Source organism: Thalassoglobus polymorphus (assembly GCF_007744255.1).
Classification (GTDB): Bacteria; Planctomycetota; Planctomycetia; order Planctomycetales; family Planctomycetaceae; genus Thalassoglobus; species Thalassoglobus polymorphus.
Genome location: NZ_CP036267.1, coordinates 5,611,124 through 5,635,124 on the forward strand (window position 1 = coordinate 5,611,124; position 24,001 = coordinate 5,635,124).

Consider the following 24,001-nt stretch of genomic DNA (forward strand, 5'->3'; position numbering starts at 1 on the left):
ACCATCCAAGTGACTACGGCCCATATCGTAGACTATAAGTTTGCTGCACCATGCGAGAGGCGGGCATTTCCTTAAATCACACAAAAACAAAATGAACATTTGAACACTGGACTTCTAGTGAGGGTCGAGTGAGAATGAACTTTGCGCACCTAGTGGGTGTCTGTGTATATTGAGAATGAAATGCAAGCTATTACACCATATCCATTGGCCTTGGTTGTGGCCGATTATGTTCATCGCGATCCGTCTACAGGAAAGATGACGATAATCGGGACTTTCTCAATGATTGGGGGAGCAGAGTTCCCACTGGTACATCCTGTCATGGCAGTCTACGCAGCCTTGACTGATGGTCGTGGAAAAATGAAAGTAAAACTTGAATTGATTGACGTAGACGAGGAAAGAGAGCCGATTTTTTCACAAGAGGTGGAAGCAGACTTTGTTGACCCAAGAATGATTTTAGAGATAAATTTTCACGCAACGAACTTGCAGTTCGTCCACTCTGGTGAATATCGGCTACAGTTATCCGCCAATGAAGAATTCCTAGTCGAGCGGCGAATCATTGTACTGGAGAATGACAAATGAGCCAAACAATTGCATCACCAAGCGTTGTATTGAGGGTAAGTTTGCCATCCCACAATGAAATGCCGAAATCGGTGTCCTTGCTTCCGAACTTCGATTCCATAAAAGAACATCTATCCACAAAGCCGCTAAAACGACCTGGAAGAATGACTGTTCAGCGAGTTGTTACGAATGAGGAGTTACTGATTCTTGCTGACGCTTCACCAGTCCCAAAGGAATGGCTAGATGGAGAAGAGGAGTGCCCGTTTGAGGCGATCTAGGGGTGCAATGTGTTGCAACAAGGTAGCATCCTATGGGTTTCTGTAAGTGATCAGTCAGGACGAAATACTAAGTGTCGTCCTGCAGTTCTTGTAACTCCTACTGACCAAATTGAGAATGCAAAGAGGCTAGTCGTCGTTGCCGCCACGGGAACTTTCAGCAAACCGCTGCCGCCTAATAGAGTTCCCCTACCTTGGCAGTCTAACCCCCCACACCCAAAGACTGGACTATACAAAGAGTGTGTAGCAGTCTGCGACTGGGTTCACGCTATTGAGAAAGCTGACATCGTGTCAATTGGAGGGGTTTGCCCACAAAGTGTTCTTGATGCGATATTGGCTAACTTGCAAATCTGAACATTGCTACCTGGTTCAAACCTTTCTGAGATACTACCAAAGTGCTAGGCAGTGCCCTGATTTCACATTTACTAAGTGTCTAGTTCGTGTGGGGGGAGGCTTTGTGTTGGGTGCAATTGGAGGATATCGGGAGGTGTGCGGGTTGGGCTGTCGGGTTCGGGGAGGGGGTTCTGGCTGGCTGCGGCGACTCTGAAGTCTTTCCGGAGTAAAGGGTTGCGGTCTTCTATTCTCGCACGGTCAGGCGAATCAAAATTTGACTCGAGAGAATTGGCGTGTAGAGTTGACTCATGTGCGCCGTTCTTGTGACTCGACAGAAGTGTGAACGACTGTCTACTTGTCAAACCGGCGTCAAAATGAAACAACTACACGGTTTGAGACGGTTGTAACACTCAATGCGTCCACATATTTGCAGCCCCTGAGTCGTCGGTGCCAAACCTGTCCAACAATCAATCTAGTCTGGATTTCAAAGAAGAGGTCCGCTCTCACACCGATATTGTCGGTTTGATCAGCGAATCGGTCGCCTTACAGCCTCGTTCCGGCGGTCGGGAATATGTCGGGTTGTGTCCGTTTCACGATGATCACAACCCATCAATGCGAGTCTATCCGGAACGGCAAACGTTTCGCTGCTGGTCGTGCAGCACAGGGGGGGATGTCTTCACCTTTGTCACTGAGCGGGAGTCGGTGACGTTTCCGGAAGCGGTTGAAATTCTGGCTCGTCGGGCCAATCTCGAAATCCCCAAGTTCGTGAGCGGTCGCTCACCGCAGCAGGAATCGTCTCGCGCCCGTCAGTTTGAAGTGCTGCAATGGGCAGAGAGCCTGTTTCAACGAACTCTGCTCAATTCTCCTGAGGCTGAGCCTGCACGTAAGTATCTGCATGGTCGCGGGATTGATGAAGAGACCATGCGGAAGTTTCGACTCGGTTTCCATCCCTCCGGTTGGGACTGGTTGATTAAGCAGTCACAGGGGAAGTATCCGCTGCAACTTCTGGAAGATGTTTGTCTGGTCGCGAAGAAAGACAACGGCGGCTATTACGACTTTTTTGGTCACCGGATCATCTTTCCGATCCACAATGAACGGGGACAAGCTGTTTCATTTAGTGGACGGCTGTTACCGGGCGATGAACGTCCTTCGAAATACAAAAATGGGTCAGCGACTCCTGTCTTCAACAAAAGTCGGTTGCTGTATGCCCTCGATTTAGCGCGCGACGAAATACGGAATCAGGATCAGGCGATCGTTGTGGAAGGTTACACCGATTGCATCGCCCTGCATCAACACGGGATTCAGAATGCAGTCGTGACGATGGGGACTGCTCTGACGGATGAGCAGGTAACAGTGTTGAAGCGATTCGCTCGACGAGTGATTTTATGCTTCGACGGAGATGATGCCGGTCAGGATGCAGCGTCCCGGTCGGTCGAGCGTTTCCTGGCTCAGGATGTGGACCTGCGGATTTTAACACCTCCTGACAAACTTGATCCGGCAGACTTTTTGGAATCACATGGTGCTGATGCGTTCCGCGAATTGTCCAAGAACGCTCCGCAGGCGTGGGATTTTCGCTTTCAGATGGCAAAGCGAAAGTATGGAACAGGCACAATTGATGGTCGTGAGCGTGTGTTGACGGAAATGCTCAATGTGCTCGCTCAGGTCCCAAAGTTGTCAACTTCGGTAAGAGAATCAATCTTAATTGCAGATCTTGCACACCGGACATCGGTTCCGGAAGAGACTGTGCGAGGGTTGCTGAATGAGGTCCGATCGAGTGGCCCAAAACGAGTTTACGTGGAAAATCATGCGGCCACACCAGGTTCATTCACCGAAGAGGTGCAACGAATTATTCATGGCCAACTCTCTTCAAGAGAGCGAGTGGAATGCGACTTGCTACAAATTGTACTGGCGGTGCCGGAAACGATCCAAATTGTTGAGAATGCAGTTTCCACAACGCCTATGCGGAATCGCATCCTGAAGGGGATTCTGCGCAAATGTACGCAGGATGCGTGGGCAAACGGCGAGTTCACTCTGTCCGGATTACTCGACCACATGCCCGAGAAAGATTTGAAAAGTTTGGTCGTCTGGTTAGACGAGCAAGCATCCGCGAAAGGTCTCGCAAACAAGATACGTGAAAGCGACGTTGATGAAGAGGGGTGCCCCCAACTGTTGAGGCAATCAATTGAAGCCCTGCAGAAAGATGAGGCACGTCACTCCAGCGACAACTTGAGCATTCGGCTTTCACAGTCCACGGACGGGCAAACCCGATCTGATGTCGCAACTGAAGATGAGTTGTTACTTCAGGCTGCTGAGTTTCACCGAAAACGTGCGACAAAGAAAAGCGGCTTCTAATTTTAGAAACCGCAATGACCATACGGAGAAAAAATGATGTATCGACTGGATGAGAGCCTTCGCAAACTGACAGAATTGGGCCAACTGCAAGGGTATCTGACCTTTTCACAGGTCAACGAATACCTCCCCAATAATGAAATCAGTCCGGAAAAAATTGATGCACTGCTGCTGTCGCTGGAAGACCTCGGCTTGTCGATCGTCGATGAGTCCAAGGTAAAGCCTGCGCCGAAATCGGCCGTCCAGAACGAAGCTTCAAAGGCACAACAGAAGAAAACGAAGAAAGCTGCGCCTAAAAAGAAAACACCAAAGAAAAAACAGACGATCAACATGAACGGCCTGGTCGAGGAGACCGGCGGAGGCCGCAGAATCGATGATCCCGTGCGGATGTACCTTTCGCAAATGGGCGAAATTCCGCTACTGACGCGATCGGAAGAGATTGATCTCGCCAAGAAAATCGAATTTTCCCGCAAGCGATTTCGCCGTTCGCTGCTGGAATGCCATTACATTACCCAAGAAGCTTACGACGTTCTGCTGAAAGTTCAGGCTGGCGAATTGCCGTTTGATCGGACAATCAAAATCTCGCTGACTGAACGGACTCAGAAGGACCAGGTTCTCGGGCGATTGCCGCATAACCTGAAAACGATTCAACGGTTGATGAGTCAGAACAGAGAATTCTTCAAAGAGTTCCAGGACGAAACGAAATCACAAACCGAACGGGACGAAAAATTCAGCCGACTCGACCAGAGCCGACGAAAAATCGCCACCTTACTGGAAGAGGTCAGCCTGCGGACTCAGCGACTGCAACCGCTCGTCAAAAGGCTGGAGCAAATTGCCGTTCGCATGACGAAGTTGCAGGCAGACGTCAGCGAACTTTCTGGAGATCGCCTCCGGAAAGAGCAACGCGCCAACTCCTTGCAGGAACTCAATGACCTGATGCAACTCACTCTGGAGACACCAGAATCATTAACTGAGCGAGTCAACGAAATCAAAGCTCGCTTCGCTGACTACGATCAGGCCATGCGGGACTTGTCGGCTGGGAACCTGCGGTTGGTCGTTTCAATCGCCAAAAGGTATCGCAATCGCGGCATGAGTTTCCTCGACTTAATCCAAGAGGGAAACACCGGGCTGATGCGGGCCGTCGACAAGTACGAGTATCGCCGAGGCTACAAATTCTCGACTTACGCCACATGGTGGATTCGTCAGGCCATTACTCGGGCAATTTCGGATCAGGCACGGACGATTCGCATCCCTGTCCACATGATCGAAACAATGTCTCGGTTGCGTCGCATCAGTAAGCAACTCGTTCAGGAACTGGGACGGGAACCAACCGTTGAAGAACTCGCTCAAGCTTCCGATGTCAGCCCTGAAGAAGCGAAACGAGTCCTGCTCATGGCTCGCACGCCCATGAGCCTCGACAAGCCGGTCGGTGAGACGGAAGATGCGTTTTTGAGCGACTACATCGAAGCTCCGAACAATCATAGTCCGGTCACTGTTGCGGCTCAGGAAATGTTGAAGGACCAGATTACTCAGGTTTTGAAAACATTAACCTACCGCGAACGAGAGATCATCAAGCTCCGCTACGGTCTGGGTGATGGGTACACCTACACCCTTGAGGAAGTTGGACGTATTTTCAAAGTGACACGCGAGCGAGTTCGACAAATCGAAGCGAAAGCGGTTCGAAAACTTCAACATCCCGCCCGCTCGAAGCAATTGCAGGGTTTTCTGGAACGACTCGCTATGGCCAACGGTGGCAATTGATGCGGTCTATTCAGACTGAAACCAAAGCGGAGATCAATTAAAGTCGCTGGTCAAGGGGCAGGGCATTTCATCCAATGCTTGTCGTGTCCGTATCGGTCAACAATTGAACTTGAGCTAGAGAATGAGAGCCACCATTAAATTATCTGGCCTCTTGAACCTCTTGCATCTCGAAGTTTTGTATTGCGGCTTCAAACAGAAGAGATCCTTCAAGGCCTGTTTCGAATGCTCAACTTTCGGAACAGGTCTTTTCGCTTTGTGATCTTTATTAAGGTTTCATAAAATCACTAACGGAAACACCTTCGCTAGAGCAGTTTACTCTAGCGTGTGCCCGTGAAGATCGGTGTCGACACTTCAGAGTTTTCTCGCCACGAGGCAGAACCTGAACACCAATTCGAAAGATACAATAGAGCAAATCTACTACAATTCGTCTTAACAGTTCTCTGTCTCGTGGCATCAGCGTATGGACTCGTGAAAACGTACTTCGCGGACACGAGAAGCATTGAAAATGCTCTAAACAGTACTGAAGAATCCTGGCGCTCCACTCAACCTATGTTTACATATCAAACTCTTTCACGCCGACTTGACTATTACACACTCGATGAGCTCCTTCAAATCGGTCTTGAACGAGCTCGTGCTTTGCAGTGTTGCTACGAAGACTGGAAGGGGGCGACTCCTGAAAGTGTCTCTGCGATTGAGTCAACACTTTCGAATTTAGATAAAGCCCTCCGCGGAGTTGATCTCACTTCTGCTTTGACCATCTTGAGTGAAGACGCCTACACAGCTGCTGCCCGAGCTGCCGCCGTTTACCGACAGACTCGAATCATCGAAGCCAAACATGCTCAGTTTGCCGGTCTCGCAACGCACCTGCTTGCCGATGCGATCGTCGAACGTGCCCGCGATTCGGACGCTGCTCGTGGCTATGCAATTCAATCAATCGCCGCCACATTCAAAGCAGAAGCTGACGGCATCAGCTTCGAACCCAAAACCGTGATGACACGGTAGAACTTTTTCACGCATTCTGGGCCTGCGAAGATTACGCTTGCAACTTCGTAGGCTGCTTGCCACGGGGCAGAACCTGCAAACCAATTCGAAAGATGCCCTGGTCTTCTCAGTGTGGGTGTTTGTTGGGATCATTTTCGAGATGCAACTGATTCCAATGAAAGTGAAGACCCGGCCGTTTGCGAACAAGTTCTGAAAGCCCCGCTTCGGTACAGGCACTCCCATCAAGATAGAACGACTCTAACTTCTCCATCATGGCGATCGTCTTCAATCCGTCGTCTGTGATCGGAACGTTAATGAGATGCAGAAACTTCAAGCCGGGAGACTTCGCAATTTCGGCGAGGCCTGCATCACTGACGTTCGGTGAGTGTAATCGCAGAAGTTCCAGAGTCTCGATGGCTGCCAGCACGCTGAGTCCAGAATCATCAACACTTGCATTCGGAAGATTCAGAACCGTCACGCTCTTTGCATTATCAGCGATCACTTGTAGCTGCTGATTATCGACATCTCCGTGCAAAACGAGTTGTCGTAAATTGGGAAGTTCCTGCAGGACTCGCGATAGATCGCTGTTATCGAGCTGACCTTGATCGACTTCCAGGACTGTCAGTTTCTCGCCGAGTGAAGGAAGTTCCAGAAATTGCTCGCTGCTCACAGCTTCATGTGTGAATCGGAGTTCTGTGCTGACTTCTGACTGAACTGCTTGCACGAGATCATCCCATGTTGCTACGTCCTCTCTTTGAGAAGCAACCTCCTTCTCCGGGGAGCGACTTTGGCATCCATGCTGTGGAATCACGATGAGCGCGATGAATAATTTCACCACAAAAGTTCGCAAGTGCCGGTGCTGAAAATGTCTTATCGTCTGACTGGATTTGTTATTATTCACGAATGAGGTGTCCAAAGTGTTCGAGCTGTTTACTCTACCGTGAAGAGCAACGTTGGATTTGCACTCGATAGACGATACCGACGCCACCTCCGTAACTCAAATCTCCCCTCAGCAATCTGTGCGACTTACTTGCCCGCTCCACCAACACAACCAAGGGGCTGAGGCAGAAGTTGCGTCGCGATCACGGAGCGGCGTTCTCAGTTTGCAGCGAAACTTTCAAAACTGGACAAAGTACATAGAGAACCTGATGCCTCAAATTACAACTTCAATCGCGAACTTTGATGACCCCGCACATGCTCAGGCCATTGTTGATATCATCAATTCCTATGCAATCGAACCGCACGGCGGAGAACGAGTTCTTCCGGAAGAAATTTCTTCGAAAATTGTCCCTGGGATGAAAGCAACTCCCGGTGCATTCACCATGTTCGCCTGGGACGGTGAGGTTCCGGTTGGTGCTGCAATCTGTTTTCAGGGCTTCACAACATTTGCAGCCAAGCCGCTCGTAAATATTCATGATCTCGCTGTGCTGCCTGCCTATCGGGGCCAGGGAATCGGAACGATGCTTCTCGAGGCGGTCGAGACTCACGCCAAGTCGCTTGGCTGTTGCAAAGTCACTCTGGAAGTTCGCAAAGCGAACCCTCAAGCTGAAAAGCTTTATTTGCGAGTCGGCTACGGCGATCCCGATGGATTCGAAACTCGATTCCTCGACAAGAAGCTGTAAGCGAACACCGAACGCTTGGGATCGTTTTTGAAGATTGAGAGGAACCTTCATTTTATTTCGGTAGAAAACATCCAATGTCAAAACGAAAACAGGCTCGCAGCGTGCCTGCTGCGAGCCTGTTCCGAAGCACCCCAGACAAAGGGCTGTATTGCGATCAATCGATGTGCCAGGGCGATTTGCTCAGGAAATGTGCCCAGTCAACGGGCTCAGGTGATGAACTGAAGTGACGGAATTCGAGCAATTTCAATGCTTGCCGTACCCTGAAAGTCACTTTCCTGACTTCCAGTCCAGTTCGCCACGAGGCAGAACACTAAGATCAAACCTGGATTCTCTTTAGACAAGTTCCAAACGTCCATCGGAGTGCTGGCGAATTCCCGGGCCGACAGGATTTGGCGGAGTTGCATGCAATTGAATGAGAACCTTCTCTCCTTGAATGGTTCCTGTGATTGTGACAAACGAGAGGTCGCTCGGTTGCTCTGTTTCGACCGGGCTGTTGGGAAACGCATTCCAGTGCATCCCGTCCAGTTGATCAAATTGCTGAACGACACCAGTGAGGTCGAAGCGGAAGTTGACCGGGAGCATGCGGCCATCATCAGCCCCTCCTACCAGTTCGGTCTCGCCAAGGAAAATTGAGATTTCCCAGCCTCCTTCAGAAAAAGCACATTCGTAACCGACACGTGCGACCCCGCTGAATGGTTCAAACCGTTCAGAGATGGCGCCAATGAACTGGGAGAACCAATTGGGAATGATTTGAGAGCTCATTCCTTTTTCCCTTTTGAGTTCAAGTTGACGGAGTAAGTGTCTTACAGCCAGATGGGAACGACTCAACAGTAACTCTCCAGTGAAGCTTTCTGTGCCCGCGGATTCAGTCTCCCCTGCCTCACAGTTTGGTTCTGCGAGGCACGTTGCAACGTTGTCATCCGAGAGTGTGGGGGATTGCCTTTGCTCATATCAGGACGCAAAAGCACGTGACTCCTACCGACGTTAGAGCACTTCCAATGCTTCTCTTGCTTGTGGGATCGCTTTCACGACTCACAAACTGCTCGCCACAAGGCAGAGCATAAAAACAAGTTTTGGAACTGCTCTAGTGACCAACTCACGTCATTCCCTGGTCGATTCCTTTTCCTACTGTGAATGTCTATCGAGTGAACGGTCCACAGGTTCGCAAGGATTTGTAGAAGTTGCACTCGGTTCGCAAGCATTCAGTCATCGTGGACCGAAAGTGCGGACCGTAGGGCTCAAACATTGCCAACGATTCCGCTTATGTCGAATGCATGAAGCAATCTGTCTTCGTACAGTCTTGTCGAAGAGGCGTGTTGTCCGCTACGGTTTCGCAGTTCGGTCGTAGAATTCGGATTGTGAGATGCACTCGTTACTGATCTTCTTTTTACGTTCGAAGAAGTCAGATTCGACTCGATCTTGCGTCCTGCCTGCGTCTTGTAAAATCGGAATCGACACATGCCTTGAGGACTCCTGCAAGGTCGCTGATCTACAATCGAACGTCGCTGAGTATCATTCAGCTTGCATGAACGACTATTGCTGCCGCTTGAATAAATTGTGAGGAAAACGATGTTCAATTACGAAAAGCTCGGCGCATTCTATCTGGGACGCGAGTACGACATTGAAACATCCGAAGTTCGTCCAGACTACGTCATGTACGACGCCAAAGATCTGACGACGCACGCAGTCATCGTCGGGATGACAGGGAGCGGAAAAACTGGACTGGGAATTTCTCTTCTCGAAGAGGCAGCCATTGATGGAATCCCGTCGCTGATTATTGACCCCAAAGGGGACATGGGAAACTTGCTGCTCAATTTCCCCAGTCTCAGCCCCAAAGATTTTCAGCCTTGGGTCGAGCAGGGGGAAGCGAACCGAAAAGGGATGACCGTTGAGCAATATGCTGCCGACCGAGCCAAGCTCTGGAAAGAGGGTTTGGCACAATGGGAACAAAGCCCGGAGAGACTGGAGAAACTCAAGCAGGCCGCCGAAGTTGCCATCTACACACCCGGAAGCGATGCCGGTTTACCGTTGACGATTTTGAAGTCGCTGGCGGCTCCGCCCGAACAGGTGGTGAACAACTCGGATGCCATGCGAGAGAAAGTTTCCACTGCTGTTTCAGGGTTGTTGACTCTCTTGGGGATTGATGCCGACCCGCTCAGAAGTCGCGAACATATCCTGCTTTCGAACATTCTTGATAAAGCCTGGCGCGAAGGGCGAGATCTCGACATGCACTCGTTGATTCGAGAGATCCAGACTCCGCCATTCAAGAAGATCGGCATCATGGATCTGGACTCGATCTTTCCTGCCAAAGATCGGCTTGAGCTGGCGATGACTGTCAACAACATTTTAGCGTCACCTGCGTTCTCAACATGGATGCAGGGTGAACCACTGAACATCCAACGGTTGCTGTACACCGATGAAGGAAAACCGCGAATGGCGGTGTTATCGATTGCTCACTTGAACGATCAAGAGCGGATGTTCTTTGTCACGTTGTTGCTTAACGAAGTTGTCTCGTGGATGCGAACGCAGACCGGGACCTCAAGTCTGCGAGCACTTCTCTACATGGATGAAGTCTTTGGTTATCTCCCGCCGACAGCCAATCCTCCTTCAAAAATTCCACTGCTGACATTGCTCAAACAGGCCCGGGCGTATGGAGTCGGACTTGTTCTCTCAACTCAGAATCCGGTTGATCTGGACTACAAAGCCCTATCGAATGCAGGAACATGGTTTCTGGGACGGCTTCAAACAGAGCGGGACCAACTGCGAGTCCTTGATGGGTTGCAGGGTGCCTCGGCGAATGCGGGAGTAAATTTCGACCGAAAGAAAATCGAAAGGATTCTCTCAGGTGTGGGGAGCCGAGTCTTCATGATGAATAATGTTCATGAGGACCAACCGGTACTCTTTCACACTCGCTGGGCGTTGTCGTATCTAAGTGGACCGATGACGCGCGCTCAAATTGCGAAAGTCATGGCTCCGTTTAAAGCAGCAAAGGTTGCTGCACCTTCCATCGCTCCTGTCGCGACTCCCACATTGAGCTCTCAAGAACAGGACACGCTCAAACAACCGGCGCGAATTGGGTCACCTCCGCCGATTCTTCCACCGGAAGCGAAACAGAAATTTGTCGCTGTTTCGAGGAATGTTTCACTGGATGCGAAAATTCTCTATCGCCCAGCACTTTTAGGAGTCGGAGCTCTACACTTTGTCGACTCTAAATCAGATGTCGACAACTGGAAAGACTGTGCCAGCTTGCTGAACCTAAGATCATCTGACGATCTGGAACGCGACCCCTGGAGCGAATCGCAACTGATCAAGGTTTCGAATTTCGAAATTGAGGCAGAACCTGTTGATCAGGCTGGGTACTCGGAACTTCCGGGGAACTGCTCCCGGAAAACTTCATGGCGAAGCTGGAAGGCGTCCTACAAAAGTTATCTGTATCGAGAGCAACGGCTGCAGCTCAGCCACTCTCCTGAACTAAAAGAGTACTCTCGCCCTGATGAACGTCCAGGAGATTTTGCCGCTCGTATTGGGCAAGCTGCTCGTGAGAAGCGAGATTTAGAAATCGCCAAGCTGCGAAAGAAGTACGAATCGAAATTCAAAACCCTCAGCGATCGCCTCCGACGTGCGGAAGTGAAAGTTGAAAAAGAAGAACAGCAGGCAAGTTCAGCGACAATGTCCGCTGCGGTTTCGATAGGGACATCAATTTTAGGGGCACTATTCGGCCGCAAGACGCTCAGTGCCACAAACGTCTCGCGGGCTGGAACCAGTATGCGGTCTGCATCGCGCGCAGCCAATCAGCGGAGCGATATCAAACGGGCCAAAGCCGATGTTGAAGAGGTCGAGCAGGACATTCAGGATCTCGAAAAGAAGCTCAACGAAGAAGTCGAGAAAATCACTGCGGACTACTCGGAAGGTCAGTTGGAAATTCAACCGTACGAAGTGAAGCCAAGAAAGAGCGACATCGCCGTTGACGAAGTCTCGATCTTGTGGTTGCCATACCAAGTCACCGACGACGGAATTGCGGAGCCTGCATACGATGACGATTCAAAAGAGTAGTGCAGACTTCAAGACTTCATGAAAACTTCGGCGCTGCTCCAAAGTAAATCCACGATTGGCCTGCAGCCATCTCGCTGCATCTTCGGTGGCCTTTGACCTCGACAGGTGATTCACCGGATGCGAAATTGACGCTGAAGAGCAACGCGAAAGATTTGCTAACGAGTGAAAGGAGCTTTCGGGCCGGTGAAAGAGAGTTCTTCTTCCTGACCCGATTCGAGAAGAGTCGAGATCTTGGGAAGTTGAAGACGTTGCGTCGCAGGTTGAGTTGGCGCCGATGATTTTTTGTGACTAACCGGGCGAACGACTTCCTGGTTATCCCAGTTTGTGGCCAACTGTTCTTCGTGACTTAATGTCTCAACTTGTGATGTCTTGCGAGGGAGGCGGAAGTCGAATCCGAAAAATGGCATCGGAGAATTACTATTCATCTGGAATGACGTTCTGTCCAGCGCGCAGCCCACAGAGCCGCTGCAAAGCGTTCCCACAACAATCAATACGAGTGTTTTTCTGGAGGTCCGCATCTTCCCTACTCACTTTGTGCGGGCAAACCCGCGCTTTGAGGGACAAATGGGAGTGAGCTCATGGTTTGGCAACCGGCCAAACAGAGGGCAAATCCTAATAATATTATGAGCGAAAGTGTTTGCTTTCTTGGCATCTCCGCCTCCTGCGGTTTGGATGGAAAGCGATAGGGAAGGGTCACGTGAACCTGGTCCGTCCTGAACGATTTCACGATCAATCTTTTTTTGGGGGGAAGCACCCAATACGAATGATTCGGTACCTGTGCTGTAGAATTACACAATTCTTTCCTCTGCGCGAACCCGAATCTTGATAAGGGGACCAGTTGTGCAGCCTCCTGTCAAACTTTGCCGGTCTCCGCCCCCGATTCGTGCAAATCCGATTGATCCGTTGTATCCGTGTTCTATTCATTCCCCTTTCAGTAACAATGGGAAATCACAAACTGTGGAATGCAGACCCTGCGAAAGAAAAGATTCATCAAGGTTTATATTTCCAGCGATCCTCGCCATGATTCGTTGCTTCAAGTGACTGTTTCTAAAGCGAGCGATTCGCCATAATTGCGAAAAGACTCAGAGGAATTTCAAGGACCTCGCCTTGCCAGCAAAGGAAATGGCGAAATGATTTGCGTCACATTGGGCCGCACCCGACATAAAATGATGATTGCTGAACACCAAAGCCTTGCCGAGAGGGGGGCTGAGCTGGTGGAGCTTCGTGTGGACTGGATCCCGCGTGGGCTTCGCTTGGACCGGTTGATCAAAAATCGTCCTACGCCAGTAATCGTCACCTGCCGCAGACCTGATGATGGTGGGCGTTTTAGCGACTCTGAAGAGAAACGTCTGACGATTCTGCGTGAAGCAATCATGTCTGGGGTGGAGTATGTCGACCTCGAAGCAGATATCGCCAAGTCGATTCCACGTTACGGTAAAACTCAACGAATTGTGAGTTATCACGATTTTGAAAAAACGCCTGACAATCTGGAAGAAATCCACGAACAGTTGTGCGAGTGCGATCCTGACATCGTCAAGATCGTGACCATGGCAGATTCGCCAATCGACAACATTCGCATGCTGGAACTGGTCGCGAAGGCGAAAGTTCCAACCGTCGGATTTTGCATGGGAGAGTACGGTGTCGTAAGCCGGATTCTGTGCGGGAAATATGGCGCTCCGTTCTCATACGCGACGTTCAGCAAGGAACGGGTGATGGCTCCCGGGCAGTTTTCATTTGAAGAAATGAAACGGCTGTACCGGTACGATCAGATCAATGATGAGACCGCCGTCTTTGGCGTCTTGGGAGACCCTGTCGGACATAGTTGGAGTCCCATTCTGTTTAATGTGGCGTTTGCGAAAAACAAGATGAACGCCGTGTATTTGCCTATGCGAGTCGGAGCTGAAGAGTTTTCAGAAACGTTGAAAGCCTACGAATTCCTCAATGTTCATGGTTACAGCGTTACGATTCCGCACAAACAATCGGCTTTGAAATTCGCAGACAAAGCCGACGAAAGCACCCTGAAGATTGGAGCAGCCAATACGCTCGTCAAAAGCAAATCAGGCAATTGGCATGCGAAAAACACCGACTACGATGCAGCGTTGGATTCGATCAAACTCGGATTGGCTGCGAAGAAAGAGCCGAGTTTGAATGGTCAGCGAGTTCTCATTCTCGGAGCGGGCGGTGTGGCTCAGGCGATTGGACTGGGAGCGGCCAAGGAAAACGCTGTCGTCACCGTTTCAAACCGGTCCAAAACCCGTGGCTCACAACTTGCGAAAAGCTTGGACTGCCAACATGTGACTTGGGGCAACCGGGGAGCTGTTGGTGCGGATGTTCTGGTGAACTGCACTCCTGTTGGCATGTTCCCGGAGATGAATGAAACCCCTTTCGAGCCACACTGGCTTCGCGAGGACATGGTGGTCTTTGATACTATCTACAATCCGGAAAACACCCTCCTGTTGAAATCAGCGAAAGAGCGATTGTGTTTTCCGGTGAGCGGTATTGAAATGTTCGTGCGACAGGCTGCTGCACAATTCAAGTATTTCACAGGCAAAGAGGCGTCGCTAGACGATCTACGAACGACGTTGCGTCGAGCGATTTCTCCAGTTCGAGTTAAAACATCGCAAGGGCACGCTGCTCCAGCGGAGCATGAAGCAAAGCCAGAGCAAAACGAGAACGGCGAAGCATGAAACCCCGGAACACCTTTTCACTTTATTCGTACGCGTTGATTCCAGTCTTGGGCCTTTTGCCCCTGCTTGGGGTGGGTTGTGCTGAGAAGCCGGCTGCCGGGGGGCCAGGAGCGGGCGGACGTCCACCTTCCAGAGTCTATGTCGCAACGGTCGAGAAAGGGGAGGTCATCCCCGAAACGATTGTTGTCGGAACCGTGGTCGCAAAACGGACCAGCGTGGTTGCCTCGGGAGCCGACGGAAAGGTTAACAGGTTTCTCGTTCGTGAAGGTAATCTCGTCGATGAGGGTCAAGAACTCTCCGTTCTCAATATCGTGACAACTGACCTGGGTATCGCAGAGGCTAAACAAGTCCTCGAAATGCGAAAACAGGAATGGCAGGAGCTCGAAAATGGCTCACGACAGGAAGAAATCGAGAAGGCAGCCGCTGATGTTGCTGCTGCGAAATCTGCAATGGATGCGTCAGCCATCCGTTTGAAACGTCAACAGGACCTCGCGAGAAACAATGCGGTGAATCTGGATGATCTGGATAGTGCAGTCGAACAGGCAGAAACCACCAAAAAACTTTATGAATCAGCAATCGCCTCAGCCAAGCTGATCCAAAGAGGTCCGCGCCAAGAGCAAATCAATCAGGCGAAGGCGCGCTACCAGGCTCAGGTTGAACAGGTCGAATATCTTGAAGCAGAAAAGGGCAAGCGGACCACGCGGGCTCCTTTCAAGGGAGTCGTCGTTGCGGAACATACGCAAGCTGGGCAATGGCTGGGAAAAGGAGATCCGGTTGTCACCATCGCGGATATGCTCGACGAAGTATACGTCATCGCGAATGTTGATCAGTTGGAAATCGACAACGTCCGCCCCGGTACGGAAGTCGACATCGAAATCCACTCACCTGGAAAACGGTACTGGAAAGGGACTGTCGAGTCTTTGATTCCTCGCAGCCAATGGGAAGGAGGGTCGCGTACTTTCCCCGTAAAAGTGGTCGTTAAGAACGAAATTCTGGATTACAACGGACGTAAACAGTCTGCTCTTTCGGAAGGAATGTACGCACGCGTCACTTTTCAGGGAGTACCGCGAAAAGCACTTCTGGTTCCCAAAAACTCCGTCATCCGTTCCGAAAACGGTTCTAGAGTCGTTTCGGTTCTGCCGGGAGACAAGCCAGACGCAGGAACTGCAAAACTCGTCATGATTGAAGAACTCGGATCGTACAAGGACTCCATTGAGGCCAAAGAGGGGGAGTTGACCCCCGGAATGTTGGTTGTCACCGAAGGAGCCGAGCGATTAAGCCCGTTTCAACCGGTTCAGATTGTTCAGCCAGAAATTCCTGCGGACACCCCCAAGGTCAGTTCCGCTGAGAAGATCGATTCTGTTTCCGAGGAAACCGATTGACTGAACTTGAATTCTAGCTTGATGTTGTCGAGAATTACGGGCTTGAAATGGTCTCGTAGAGAATCTCCAACGACTGAAGCCGAAATCGGTTCAGAAATTGTTGACCTCGGCGGGGAGGAGATCTAAATTGCCCGTACTCCTTGGGCAGGATCAATTCGTTTTTTGATGAAATGTGAGCGTCATCCCATGTTGATCGCCGATGCTGAAGTTTTGAAAAAAGAGTGGACAGACCAATACGTCATCGTGAATGAGAGCATTCCCGAGTTGCGTCGTTTTGTCGGTCTGACCGGTCAAGTCAAGACGGTGAACATGAATTGCCGCGCATTGGTCGAGTTCGATGGCCCTGTTGACATTAGCTGGTACGACATCGATCCTTCTTGCCTGATCAAGGTCGACGCCCCTTTGCCGAAGAAGAAAGAAGCAAAGGCGGAAAAGAAAGCCCCCGCGAAACCGGCTGCTGCACCCAAAGCTGGAGGTGCAAGCCCCCTCGAGATGGCCCGCAAGCAGGGAGCCGCTGGAGCTGGCGAGAAAAAACTCTCACCACTCGAAATGGCGCGTCAACAGGGAGCTGCCGGCGCAGCACCTGCTGCTGGCGGCGAAAAGAAGCTCTCTCCTCTTGAAATGGCACGACAGCAAGGAGCTGCCGGGAAGAAAGAGACGCCCGCTGCAACTCCAGCAGCTGAGAAGAAACTTTCTCCATTGGAACTCGCTCGTCAACAGGGAGCAGCAAAGGCCGCAGGCGAGCAGACTGAAGAAGCCTCCGTTGAAGAAACTCCTGCTGAAGCAGTTGAGGCTCCAGTTGAAGAAACTGCTGTCGAAGCTCCGCCGGCTGAAGCTTCGGGAGGATCCGTTACTGAAACGCCCGACTCAACCGAAGGAATTCTCGCTCTTGCCCGTCAGCAAGGTCCGTTCAAGGGATAATTTCATTCTCCCGTAGCGAGTGGGAATGTCGTAAGAGGGGACCCTGCCATGTCTTCGGACTGGTTCGAAATGGAGATTCGTGTCCGGTATTGCGAAACGGACGCGATGGGTGTTCTCCACCACATGAATTATCTCGCCTACTTCGAAGTCGCCCGGACCGAGCTGTTCCGCGAACGAGGTGGAAACTATCGAGAGCTCGAAGAACGTGGTTTCTTTCTGGTGATCGTTAAAGCAGAATGCAATTATAAAAGGCCGTCCCACTATGACGACTTGCTTCGCATCCGCGTTCGCGTCTCCAAGCTGACTGGTGCGAAGCTCGAACACGAGTACGAAATCCATCGGGATGAGACACTGATCGCGACCGGCCGAACAGTTCTGGCATGCTTAGATCAGGATGGCCAAATACAGCGAATGTCCGAGTCCCTGCTCTTCGACGAGACCGAAAAGTAACTGGCTTTTATAGCATGTCCAATGCTTGAAGTGCCCGTGAAGGTCACTTTCATAACTCCACAGACTGCTCGACACGAGGCTGCACGTAAAGACCAACACTCGGTTTGCTCCAACCGGAGACCTGAAGTGTCCGGAAATATCTGTTCGCACGAGAGGAATTTCGTTCATGAAAGTCGCCTATCTTGAATGCTCCACTGGGATCAGCGGAGACATGACGCTCGGAGCACTCCTGGATGCAGGAGTTGAGAGATCAGTTATCGAACAGGCCATTGCCTCGCTCGACCTCCCCGGAGTCAAACTTGAGGTCAACGAAGTAATGAAGAGTTGCTTCCGTGCGACGCATATTGTCGTCAAACATCCGGAACAGCATGCACATCGACACTACAGTGACATCGTTAAGCTGTTAGAAAATGCGACCTCGCTTACGAACTCGCAGCGGTCACTGGCGCAAGACATCTTCCTTGCCGTCGCCCAAGCAGAAGCAAGGGTTCACGGGACCGACGTTGAAAAGATTCACTTCCACGAAGTCGGCGCGATCGACTCGATCGTCGATATCGTAGGCGCCGCTGTTGGATTCGACTTACTCGGTTGCGAACAGGTTCATTGCAGCCCGATCCCGACCGGACGGGGGCAAGTTCGCATCGATCATGGAATCTGCTCTGTGCCGACACCGGGAACAGCTGAACTCCTCAAAGGGATTCCTCTTGTCGATGTTCCAATCGATGCAGAACTGACAACACCGACAGGCGCAGCGATCGTCAAAACTATTGTTGATCGTTTTGGACCGATGCCCGCAATGACCATCAACGAGATCGGCTATGGCGCCGGGACAATGGAGTTCGCTTCGCGCGCCAATTTACTACGCCTGTTCGTGGGCGAAGTCTCTGTCGCAACCGGCATGGATGAAGTTTGCCTGCTCGAAACAAACCTCGACGACATCAGCGGAGAAGTGATCGGCCATACTAAAGAACAACTCCTGATCGCCGGTGCAAAAGATGTCTACACAATCCCGGTGCATATGAAAAAGAACCGCCCCGGAGTCATCCTGAGCGTAATCTGCTCTCCGCAAGATCGTGAACAACTTGAAGCGATCATCTTCAACGAAACAGGAACCTTAGGAATTCGTAGGCAAAACCTGTGGCGGTCCACGTTACATCGCCAACAGCACAGCGTACTGACAAGCTTTGGTTCGATCCTTGGGAAAGTCGCCTGGAACCGCTCCGGCGAAACCAGTTTCTCCCCAGAATTTGAAGCCTGCAGCCAACTCGCCAAAGAACATTCTCGACCAATCCGCGAAATCTATCGAGCTGCTCTCACTGCATTCGAGCAACAGCAACCAGAGAAACAACCTGAGTCACCGCTGACCGCGTCACACAAAGACCAGTCATCTCACGACCACGATCACCGCCACGATTCCCATAGCCACGACCACGACACTCACAGTCATGATCATGACCACGATCATGACTCCCACAGACATGATCACGATTGATTCTCTTTCCGTAGCCCTCCAAAGCGAGACAGACAATCAGCCTGACGGCTCTCTCGATCTTTGATTCAAGGGACCAGTATCGTAAACTGTACGTGTGGACCAAACTTGCCAATACCTTTCTCGGACGAATTCAATTACTGCAGCCTCTGCTTGCACCTGCTTGACGGCTTTGATTGTGCTGCTTGGATGTTCTCCGCAGATGGAAGAGGAATCTTCCAAGGAGAGCTCCAGAGTCCACAATGAAAAGGCGATCGACCAATACCTCCGCAATCTCATTAAATCGCCTGAGCGCCGTCTCACTGGATTCACGGAATCAGCCCGGTGGGGGCGAATCGATCTGGTGAAAGAGTTTCTCGCACAAGGCGTTGAAGTCGATGCAACTGATGAGTATGGGCGGACAGCCCTGATCCTCGCTGCATCGGGTGGTCAGCTGGACGTCATGCAACTATTGATCGATGAAGGCGCCGACGTCAATTTCCAGGAGCCAGAGAGTCAGACAACTCCGCTCCTCGCACTCCTTCGGAGCTTGCACTCGGAATCAATATACTACTCCGGGGTACAGCTGCTCATCGACTTTGGAGCCGAAACAACTCCTCAAGATTCTGACGGCTGGACTGCAGTCGACTGGGCCAAAAGTAGAATCAGAGAAGGCCGCATTGACCAAGACTTCTTACAAGAGTTTGAACGCCAGAGTGAGCCATCCGGCAAAGCCCTCTGAGTTCAAGCACCTTTCGAAATCGATATCGCCCCAGCCTCGTGGCGAGCAGCCGATAGAGTTGCGAAAGCGAGTTTCACGGGCACAGCGACACGAATGTGTCTGGGTGGTTTGCTATTGGTTTGGCTTTTCTCGTATCGTTCCGTTTGAAAAAACTCTATTCAGCACAGTCTATATCGCATTATTCGAATTGGCGATGGCGTCTTTCTTCGCGGGAGGAGTGCCATTCGAATAATGCGAGGCAGATCCTGCAAACCAATTCGAAAGATGCTCTAACAGACCGAAATTTAAAGAAACGGAATCTTCTTGGACTGGCTCAATCTACTTGCTCTTCTCTGGTTAATCGCTGGTAACACGACATTGTGGGTTGCCTATGTGAATCGAACTCATGCGCTGCCGTTGACTTGCGGGACGCTGCACCGTCTTCGTCGCGTTCACGATGTGATGATTATCTTAGTGCCGTTACTATTGATTGTCGGTTTGGGCCTCACCGGGCCAAAACTGTTGCTCGGCGGAAGCTGGGCGAAGTTGACGCCATTCTGGTGGGCTTTTGTTGGAGTCTGTTTATTGGGCGGAATGCAGCTGGTTTTCGTCACCATTCGAAACATCCTGCAACGAGCTCCCGAGCAACTCATCGACAAGCAATCTGAAACGATTGATATCGCAGATAAACTGGGCGCGAAGCCTGTCGAACCGGGCAAGTACTACCGGCTGGCAATGCTCCCAATGAACGAGCAATTCGAAGTCGAATTCAATCAGAAAACTTTTCAGCTTGAATCATTACCAGCGGAATTGGACGGGCTTTCGATTTTGCATATCTCCGACTGGCACTTCATGGGGACGCTGAGTCAATCGTACTTCAAGCAGGTGAGCGATCTGCTGGCTCAGGAACCTGTGGACATTGTTTGCTTCACTGGTGATTTGATTGACAGTATGAAATGCGTCGAATGGATTCCGGAGACTCTGGGAAAATTGAAAGGGAAGTATGGCAACTTCTTCATCCTCGGAAACCACGACTGGTATCAAGATCCCGATGTCATTCGCGAAGCGGTTTCGAAGATTGGATGGGTGAATGTTGCATCCGAGACCGTTGAACTCGAAATTGACCACGCCATTCTTCAAATTGGTGGAGACGAAACACCCTGGATGGGGACATCTCCAGAGTTCTCAGAGATCGCACACTTTCGACTTCTTCTGTGCCATACTCCCGACAACCTTCAATCTGCCCGAGATTCGCACGTCGACCTGATGCTCTCGGGGCACAATCATGGCGGGCAGGTGCAACTGCCGCTTGTCGGACCAGTCTACTCGCCCAGTCGTTTCGGAACTCAATACGCTTCGGGAATCTTTTGGGAAGCTCCTACCCTCTTGCACATCTCCCGTGGTCTTTCGGGCCGCCATCCGCTCCGTTACCACTGCCGCCCAGAGGTCACTCGGATTGTGCTCAAGGCTGTCGAAGTTTCTCCGGAGAAACCGCACGAACCTGGAGTCGACTGATTCACTTCAACATGGAGCAACGCTTCTGTGCCCCTCGCCTCTGTTGCATACTCCTTGCTTGAGCTGCATGTACGAATTGTACAGACTGCGCGGACACGTTGACAAAAAGACTGAACACGCATTTTCAGCGACGCCAAAACACAACAGCCCACCACAAACAGAACGGGTAGCGTAAAGCCATACTGAGAATAACGTTGCAGCGATTCACACCCATCAACGACTCGTTTGTCGACGAAACCCGGCATGCGATGTGCACTTTTCTCAACAAGCTTTCTTTCCGGTCCGGTGGTCGAGAGCCCATCGGGCTGGAACTTTTCTGTTCGTCACCGTGAAACTCCATCCTACTCCGATTGGATGTTGCGATGTTTCACCTCCTTGACGTTTTGGTCAACCGCTGCGCTTGGAGTTCTTGGCGCGAAGACTATTCACGTGAGTCCGCTGCTCGCAGACATAATCTCCTAAACCAAAACTGCGTTTGAGATTACGTAAAATCACGAGCTTCAAACCCAGCGACTGGCACAAGGTCTGCAAATCAAAACTCTCGTCAAGACGTTTTCAAGAACTCATTGAAACCCAGGCTCTCGCCGCCTCCACAAATAAAACGTTGGGCGGACTGGCAATGAGAATTCACAAAATCAGGTTCCAGGAAAGAAAGTCAGCCATGTCTACACTGTTTCAATCTCTCATGTCGGATGAATGCGGTTTCATCGTCTCGGCAGAACTCGTGCTCGTTGCGACGATCCTCGTCATCGGAATGATTGTCGGCCTTGCAGAGATCCAAAGCGCACTGGTTGCAGAGCTCAACGATGTCGCCGATGCCATCGGGTCGATCAATCAAAGCTACTTCTTCACCGGGTTCTCAGCTGAAAAAGGTTATGGTCAAGTGAAGTCCAAAACCTACGGTTCCACGTTTCAAGACATTCGCGATGAATGCGATGGAAACCAATGCGAACTCAGTTGCGACGATCCAGAAGGAGAAGGCTGGAAGTAACTTCCCATTGAGGGACCGACGCTTCTTGAGCAAGCTCAAACAAAAAACCGTCAGGGAATTCCTTGACGGTTTTTTTGATTCAAGATCCGGTCTACATCACGGATTCAACGAAGCTTGGGGTTAATAAACTCGCTTCCCGCCGAGCCACGTCTCCTTGACTTCAATCTCTTTGATCTCTTCAACGCGACACTCAAGAATATCTTGCTTGAGGATAATGAAGTCGGCGAGCTTACCCGATTCAAGGGAGCCTTTTTCCTTCTCTTCGAAAGTGAGATACGCATTATTGATTGTGTAAAGACGAATCGCTTGTTCGCGATTGATTCGTTGCTCGGGATGAAGAGGTTGGTCCGTCCAGCGTGGTTGACGAGTAAGTGTAATCCACATGCCCAGAAACGGATTGTAAGGGTTCACTGATCGTAGACCTCCGATTTTCTGCATGTGATCTGACCCGCCACCAACGACGACATTCTTCTGAAAGAGAGTCTGGTACGGCTGAAAGTATTCTGTCCTCTTATCGCCAAACTGCTTTTGGAGGGTGGCTCCATCGAGGAGCAACCACGCTGGCTGCAGGTCGGCAACGATGCCAATTTTCGCCATTCGGTCGATTGCATCCGCACTCATAAAGTTGCAATGTGTGATGCAAGGTCGGCCGTCTCGAACCGGAAAGTCGTCCGAGTTCACTCTTTCGTAAGCATCCACAAGAGCGTGAACCGCTCCATCGCCAACAGAGTGAGCTGTAATTTGAAGATCGTTTTCTAACGCGAGTTTTGCGATTTCATAGAGCCGGTCCGCTTCAATATATTTTGTGCCACGATAGTTGGGATCAGTGATCGAGTAGATCTCGCTGACGCCCCAGGGCTCTCGCATGTAGGCACTTCCTGTCAGCATTCCGCCGTCCAGAAACAGCTTGATTCCGCGAGACCAGAGCATGTTGTTGTACGCGTGAAGAGGGTCATCAGCCAGTCGTTTCATGCGGTCCGCAATCGATTCGCTGGTTCCGCTGGCACTGAACGCGCGATACGCATAGACGCGACAAGTCAGCTCGCCAGCCCCTTTAAGTTCTTGATACAACCCCATGCCGCTCGCCGATGTGTTCCGGTCGGAAATACTCGTCAGACCGACTTTGTTGTAGTCAGCGAGAAGTTCTTTAAGCCGGTTCTTCCGGTCGATGTCCGTCGGTTTCTTTTCTCCAGTCTCTCCCCGCTTCACTAACGAACCCGCCTTGCGAATGACACCAGTCGGCTCCCCCGATTCATCACGCTCAACGATGGCACCGTTCCCTTCAGGAACTTTGAATTCTTTGTCGATCTTGTTGGCTGCCAACGCGAGGGAGTTGAGTGCCGCGTCGGGACCGGTGCGAAAATAGACCGGATGATCGGGGGCCGCCTCATCCAATTCTGCGCGTGTTGGATATCGTTGTTCTCGCAAGCGTGTAATAAAAACTTGCGACAGGGAAATCCACTTTCCCTTCTCGACAACTTGTGTTCGCTCGCGGATATATTGAAGGACATCATCCATCGTTTCCATGACAGGTACGGGATGATCGAACTCAAACATCGACGCGCCCGTCGGATGAACATGCGAGTCGATCAAACCTGGAAGAACCGTTCTGCCTTGCAGATCGACAACCTTTGAGGTCTCGGTTTTCAGCTTAAGAATGTCGGCGTTTGAACCGACTCCAACAATTCGATCATCCTCAATTGCGAACGCTTCAGCGATTGAGAAATCGTCGTCGACGGTGACAATTTTTCCATTCACAAAAACGATGTCTGGCGCAGCTGCATAGACCGGAAGACAGCTCACAAGAAACAACGACAGACTGAGACAAATTTGATTCACAGCAACAGGCCTTATTCGAAAGCAGTTCACCATACGAACAACACGAACATGGCATGCTAGCAGGCAAGACGACGCCAGGTCAAAATCGAGCCGAC

The 24,001-nt window shown here is 50.9% G+C and carries 21 protein-coding genes; 17 read left to right on the forward strand and 4 right to left on the reverse strand.

Annotation, left to right across the window (positions count from 1 at the left end; genetic code table 11):
• Positions 1–180: 180 nt before the first annotated feature.
• The 6 genes from Mal48_RS20320 (at position 181) to Mal48_RS20345 (ending at position 6,278) form a co-directional block, all read left to right on the forward strand.
• Complete coding sequence (locus Mal48_RS20320; protein WP_145204070.1) at positions 181–579, forward strand: DUF6941 family protein; 399 nt, start codon at positions 181–183, stop codon at positions 577–579.
• Entirely contained in the window at positions 576–836 is a 261-nt protein-coding gene (locus Mal48_RS23655; protein ID WP_145204072.1) for a hypothetical protein, read from the forward strand. The genes Mal48_RS20320 and Mal48_RS23655 overlap by 4 nt, the downstream gene beginning before the upstream one ends.
• Before the next feature lie 9 nt (positions 837–845).
• A complete protein-coding gene (locus Mal48_RS23905) occupies positions 846–1,187 on the forward strand; it encodes a type II toxin-antitoxin system PemK/MazF family toxin (protein WP_145204075.1) in 342 nt (113 codons plus the stop codon).
• A gap of 426 nt (positions 1,188–1,613) precedes the next feature.
• Positions 1,614–3,518, forward strand: coding sequence for a DNA primase (gene dnaG, locus Mal48_RS20335; protein WP_197441867.1), 1,905 nt, complete (start codon positions 1,614–1,616; stop codon positions 3,516–3,518).
• A 36-nt stretch (positions 3,519–3,554) separates the two neighbouring features.
• Entirely contained in the window at positions 3,555–5,276 is a 1,722-nt protein-coding gene (gene rpoD / locus Mal48_RS23810; RefSeq protein ID WP_145206446.1) for an RNA polymerase sigma factor RpoD, read from the forward strand.
• Between the two features lie 549 nt (positions 5,277–5,825).
• Positions 5,826–6,278, forward strand: coding sequence for a hypothetical protein (locus Mal48_RS20345; protein ID WP_145204081.1), 453 nt, complete (start codon positions 5,826–5,828; stop codon positions 6,276–6,278).
• Between the two features lie 106 nt (positions 6,279–6,384).
• On the opposite strand, the gene Mal48_RS20350 is transcribed toward Mal48_RS20345, so the two are convergent.
• Positions 6,385–7,092 carry a leucine-rich repeat domain-containing protein gene (locus Mal48_RS20350; protein ID WP_145204084.1) on the reverse strand — a complete coding sequence of 236 codons (708 nt, stop codon included), beginning with the start codon at positions 7,090–7,092 and terminating at the stop codon, positions 6,385–6,387.
• 313 nt (positions 7,093–7,405) lie between these two features.
• On the opposite strand from Mal48_RS20350, the gene Mal48_RS20355 reads away from it, so the two are divergent.
• On the forward strand, positions 7,406–7,879 hold the full coding sequence (locus Mal48_RS20355) for a GNAT family N-acetyltransferase (RefSeq protein ID WP_145204087.1): 474 nt from the start codon (positions 7,406–7,408) through the stop codon (positions 7,877–7,879).
• A gap of 74 nt (positions 7,880–7,953) precedes the next feature.
• Positions 7,954–8,106, forward strand: coding sequence for a hypothetical protein (locus Mal48_RS23670; protein ID WP_231739744.1), 153 nt, complete (start codon positions 7,954–7,956; stop codon positions 8,104–8,106).
• Between the two features lie 106 nt (positions 8,107–8,212).
• On the opposite strand, the gene Mal48_RS20360 is transcribed toward Mal48_RS23670, so the two are convergent.
• A complete protein-coding gene (locus Mal48_RS20360; protein ID WP_145204090.1) occupies positions 8,213–8,641 on the reverse strand; it encodes a hypothetical protein in 429 nt (142 codons plus the stop codon).
• Positions 8,642–9,448: 807 nt separating this feature from the next.
• Between Mal48_RS20360 and Mal48_RS20365 the strand changes: the two genes are divergently transcribed.
• Positions 9,449–11,932, forward strand: coding sequence for an ATP-binding protein (locus tag Mal48_RS20365; protein ID WP_145204093.1), 2,484 nt, complete (start codon positions 9,449–9,451; stop codon positions 11,930–11,932).
• 155 nt (positions 11,933–12,087) lie between these two features.
• On the opposite strand, the gene Mal48_RS20370 is transcribed toward Mal48_RS20365, so the two are convergent.
• The gene (locus Mal48_RS20370; protein WP_197441868.1) at positions 12,088–12,339 is read right to left on the reverse strand and encodes a hypothetical protein; all 252 of its coding nucleotides are present in this window, start codon (positions 12,337–12,339) and stop codon (positions 12,088–12,090) included.
• Positions 12,340–13,062: 723 nt separating this feature from the next.
• Here Mal48_RS20370 and aroE point away from each other — a divergent pair.
• The 8 genes from aroE to Mal48_RS20410 all read left to right on the forward strand — a co-directional run bounded on the left by aroE (position 13,063) and on the right by Mal48_RS20410 (position 22,067).
• Positions 13,063–14,619 (forward strand): shikimate dehydrogenase, encoded by a 1,557-nt coding sequence (aroE, locus tag Mal48_RS20375; RefSeq protein ID WP_145204099.1) that lies wholly within the window; start codon positions 13,063–13,065, stop codon positions 14,617–14,619.
• On the forward strand, positions 14,616–16,001 hold the full coding sequence (locus Mal48_RS20380; RefSeq protein ID WP_145204102.1) for an efflux RND transporter periplasmic adaptor subunit: 1,386 nt from the start codon (positions 14,616–14,618) through the stop codon (positions 15,999–16,001). The genes aroE and Mal48_RS20380 overlap by 4 nt, the downstream gene beginning before the upstream one ends.
• A 186-nt stretch (positions 16,002–16,187) precedes the next feature.
• Complete coding sequence (locus tag Mal48_RS20385; protein WP_145204106.1) at positions 16,188–16,922, forward strand: hypothetical protein; 735 nt, start codon at positions 16,188–16,190, stop codon at positions 16,920–16,922.
• 48 nt (positions 16,923–16,970) lie between these two features.
• Entirely contained in the window at positions 16,971–17,372 is a 402-nt protein-coding gene (locus tag Mal48_RS20390; protein ID WP_145204109.1) for an acyl-CoA thioesterase, read from the forward strand.
• 166 nt (positions 17,373–17,538) lie between these two features.
• Positions 17,539–18,864: a nickel pincer cofactor biosynthesis protein LarC gene (larC, locus tag Mal48_RS20395; RefSeq protein WP_145204112.1), complete on the forward strand. Its 1,326-nt coding sequence runs from the start codon at positions 17,539–17,541 to the stop codon at positions 18,862–18,864.
• Positions 18,865–19,063: 199 nt separating this feature from the next.
• A complete protein-coding gene (locus Mal48_RS20400) occupies positions 19,064–19,582 on the forward strand; it encodes an ankyrin repeat domain-containing protein (RefSeq protein ID WP_145204115.1) in 519 nt (172 codons plus the stop codon).
• Between the two features lie 303 nt (positions 19,583–19,885).
• Positions 19,886–21,076: a metallophosphoesterase gene (locus Mal48_RS20405; RefSeq protein WP_145204118.1), complete on the forward strand. Its 1,191-nt coding sequence runs from the start codon at positions 19,886–19,888 to the stop codon at positions 21,074–21,076.
• Positions 21,077–21,737: 661 nt separating this feature from the next.
• Complete coding sequence (locus Mal48_RS20410) at positions 21,738–22,067, forward strand: hypothetical protein (protein WP_315850665.1); 330 nt, start codon at positions 21,738–21,740, stop codon at positions 22,065–22,067.
• 120 nt (positions 22,068–22,187) lie between these two features.
• Here Mal48_RS20410 and Mal48_RS20415 read toward each other — a convergent pair whose 3' ends face one another.
• Positions 22,188–23,906: an amidohydrolase gene (locus Mal48_RS20415; RefSeq protein ID WP_197441869.1), complete on the reverse strand. Its 1,719-nt coding sequence runs from the start codon at positions 23,904–23,906 to the stop codon at positions 22,188–22,190.
• Between the last annotated feature and the right edge of the window lie 95 nt (positions 23,907–24,001).

Excerpts from the sequence above, each read along its gene's own strand:
- Mal48_RS23670 (WP_231739744.1), top strand. The coding sequence starts at position 7,954 with ATGTCAAAACGAAAACAGGCTCGCAGCGTGCCTGCTGCGAGCCTGTTC.
- Mal48_RS20360 (WP_145204090.1), bottom strand. The coding sequence starts at position 8,641 with ATGAGCTCTCAAATCATTCCCAATTGGTTCTCCCAGTTCATTGGCGCC.
- Mal48_RS20400 (WP_145204115.1), top strand. The coding sequence starts at position 19,064 with ATGGAAGAGGAATCTTCCAAGGAGAGCTCCAGAGTCCACAATGAAAAG.
- Mal48_RS20390 (WP_145204109.1), top strand. The coding sequence starts at position 16,971 with ATGTCTTCGGACTGGTTCGAAATGGAGATTCGTGTCCGGTATTGCGAA.
- Mal48_RS20345 (WP_145204081.1), top strand. The coding sequence starts at position 5,826 with ATGTTTACATATCAAACTCTTTCACGCCGACTTGACTATTACACACTC.
- Mal48_RS20410 (WP_315850665.1), top strand. The coding sequence starts at position 21,738 with ATGTCTACACTGTTTCAATCTCTCATGTCGGATGAATGCGGTTTCATC.
- aroE (WP_145204099.1), top strand. The coding sequence starts at position 13,063 with ATGATTTGCGTCACATTGGGCCGCACCCGACATAAAATGATGATTGCT.
- Mal48_RS23655 (WP_145204072.1), top strand. The coding sequence starts at position 576 with ATGAGCCAAACAATTGCATCACCAAGCGTTGTATTGAGGGTAAGTTTG.
- Mal48_RS20355 (WP_145204087.1), top strand. The coding sequence starts at position 7,406 with ATGCCTCAAATTACAACTTCAATCGCGAACTTTGATGACCCCGCACAT.
- Mal48_RS20370 (WP_197441868.1), bottom strand. The coding sequence starts at position 12,339 with ATGCCATTTTTCGGATTCGACTTCCGCCTCCCTCGCAAGACATCACAA.
- Mal48_RS20365 (WP_145204093.1), top strand. The coding sequence starts at position 9,449 with ATGTTCAATTACGAAAAGCTCGGCGCATTCTATCTGGGACGCGAGTAC.
- larC (WP_145204112.1), top strand. The coding sequence starts at position 17,539 with ATGAAAGTCGCCTATCTTGAATGCTCCACTGGGATCAGCGGAGACATG.
- Mal48_RS20380 (WP_145204102.1), top strand. The coding sequence starts at position 14,616 with ATGAAACCCCGGAACACCTTTTCACTTTATTCGTACGCGTTGATTCCA.
- Mal48_RS20320 (WP_145204070.1), top strand. The coding sequence starts at position 181 with ATGCAAGCTATTACACCATATCCATTGGCCTTGGTTGTGGCCGATTAT.
- rpoD (WP_145206446.1), top strand. The coding sequence starts at position 3,555 with ATGTATCGACTGGATGAGAGCCTTCGCAAACTGACAGAATTGGGCCAA.
- Mal48_RS20385 (WP_145204106.1), top strand. The coding sequence starts at position 16,188 with ATGTTGATCGCCGATGCTGAAGTTTTGAAAAAAGAGTGGACAGACCAA.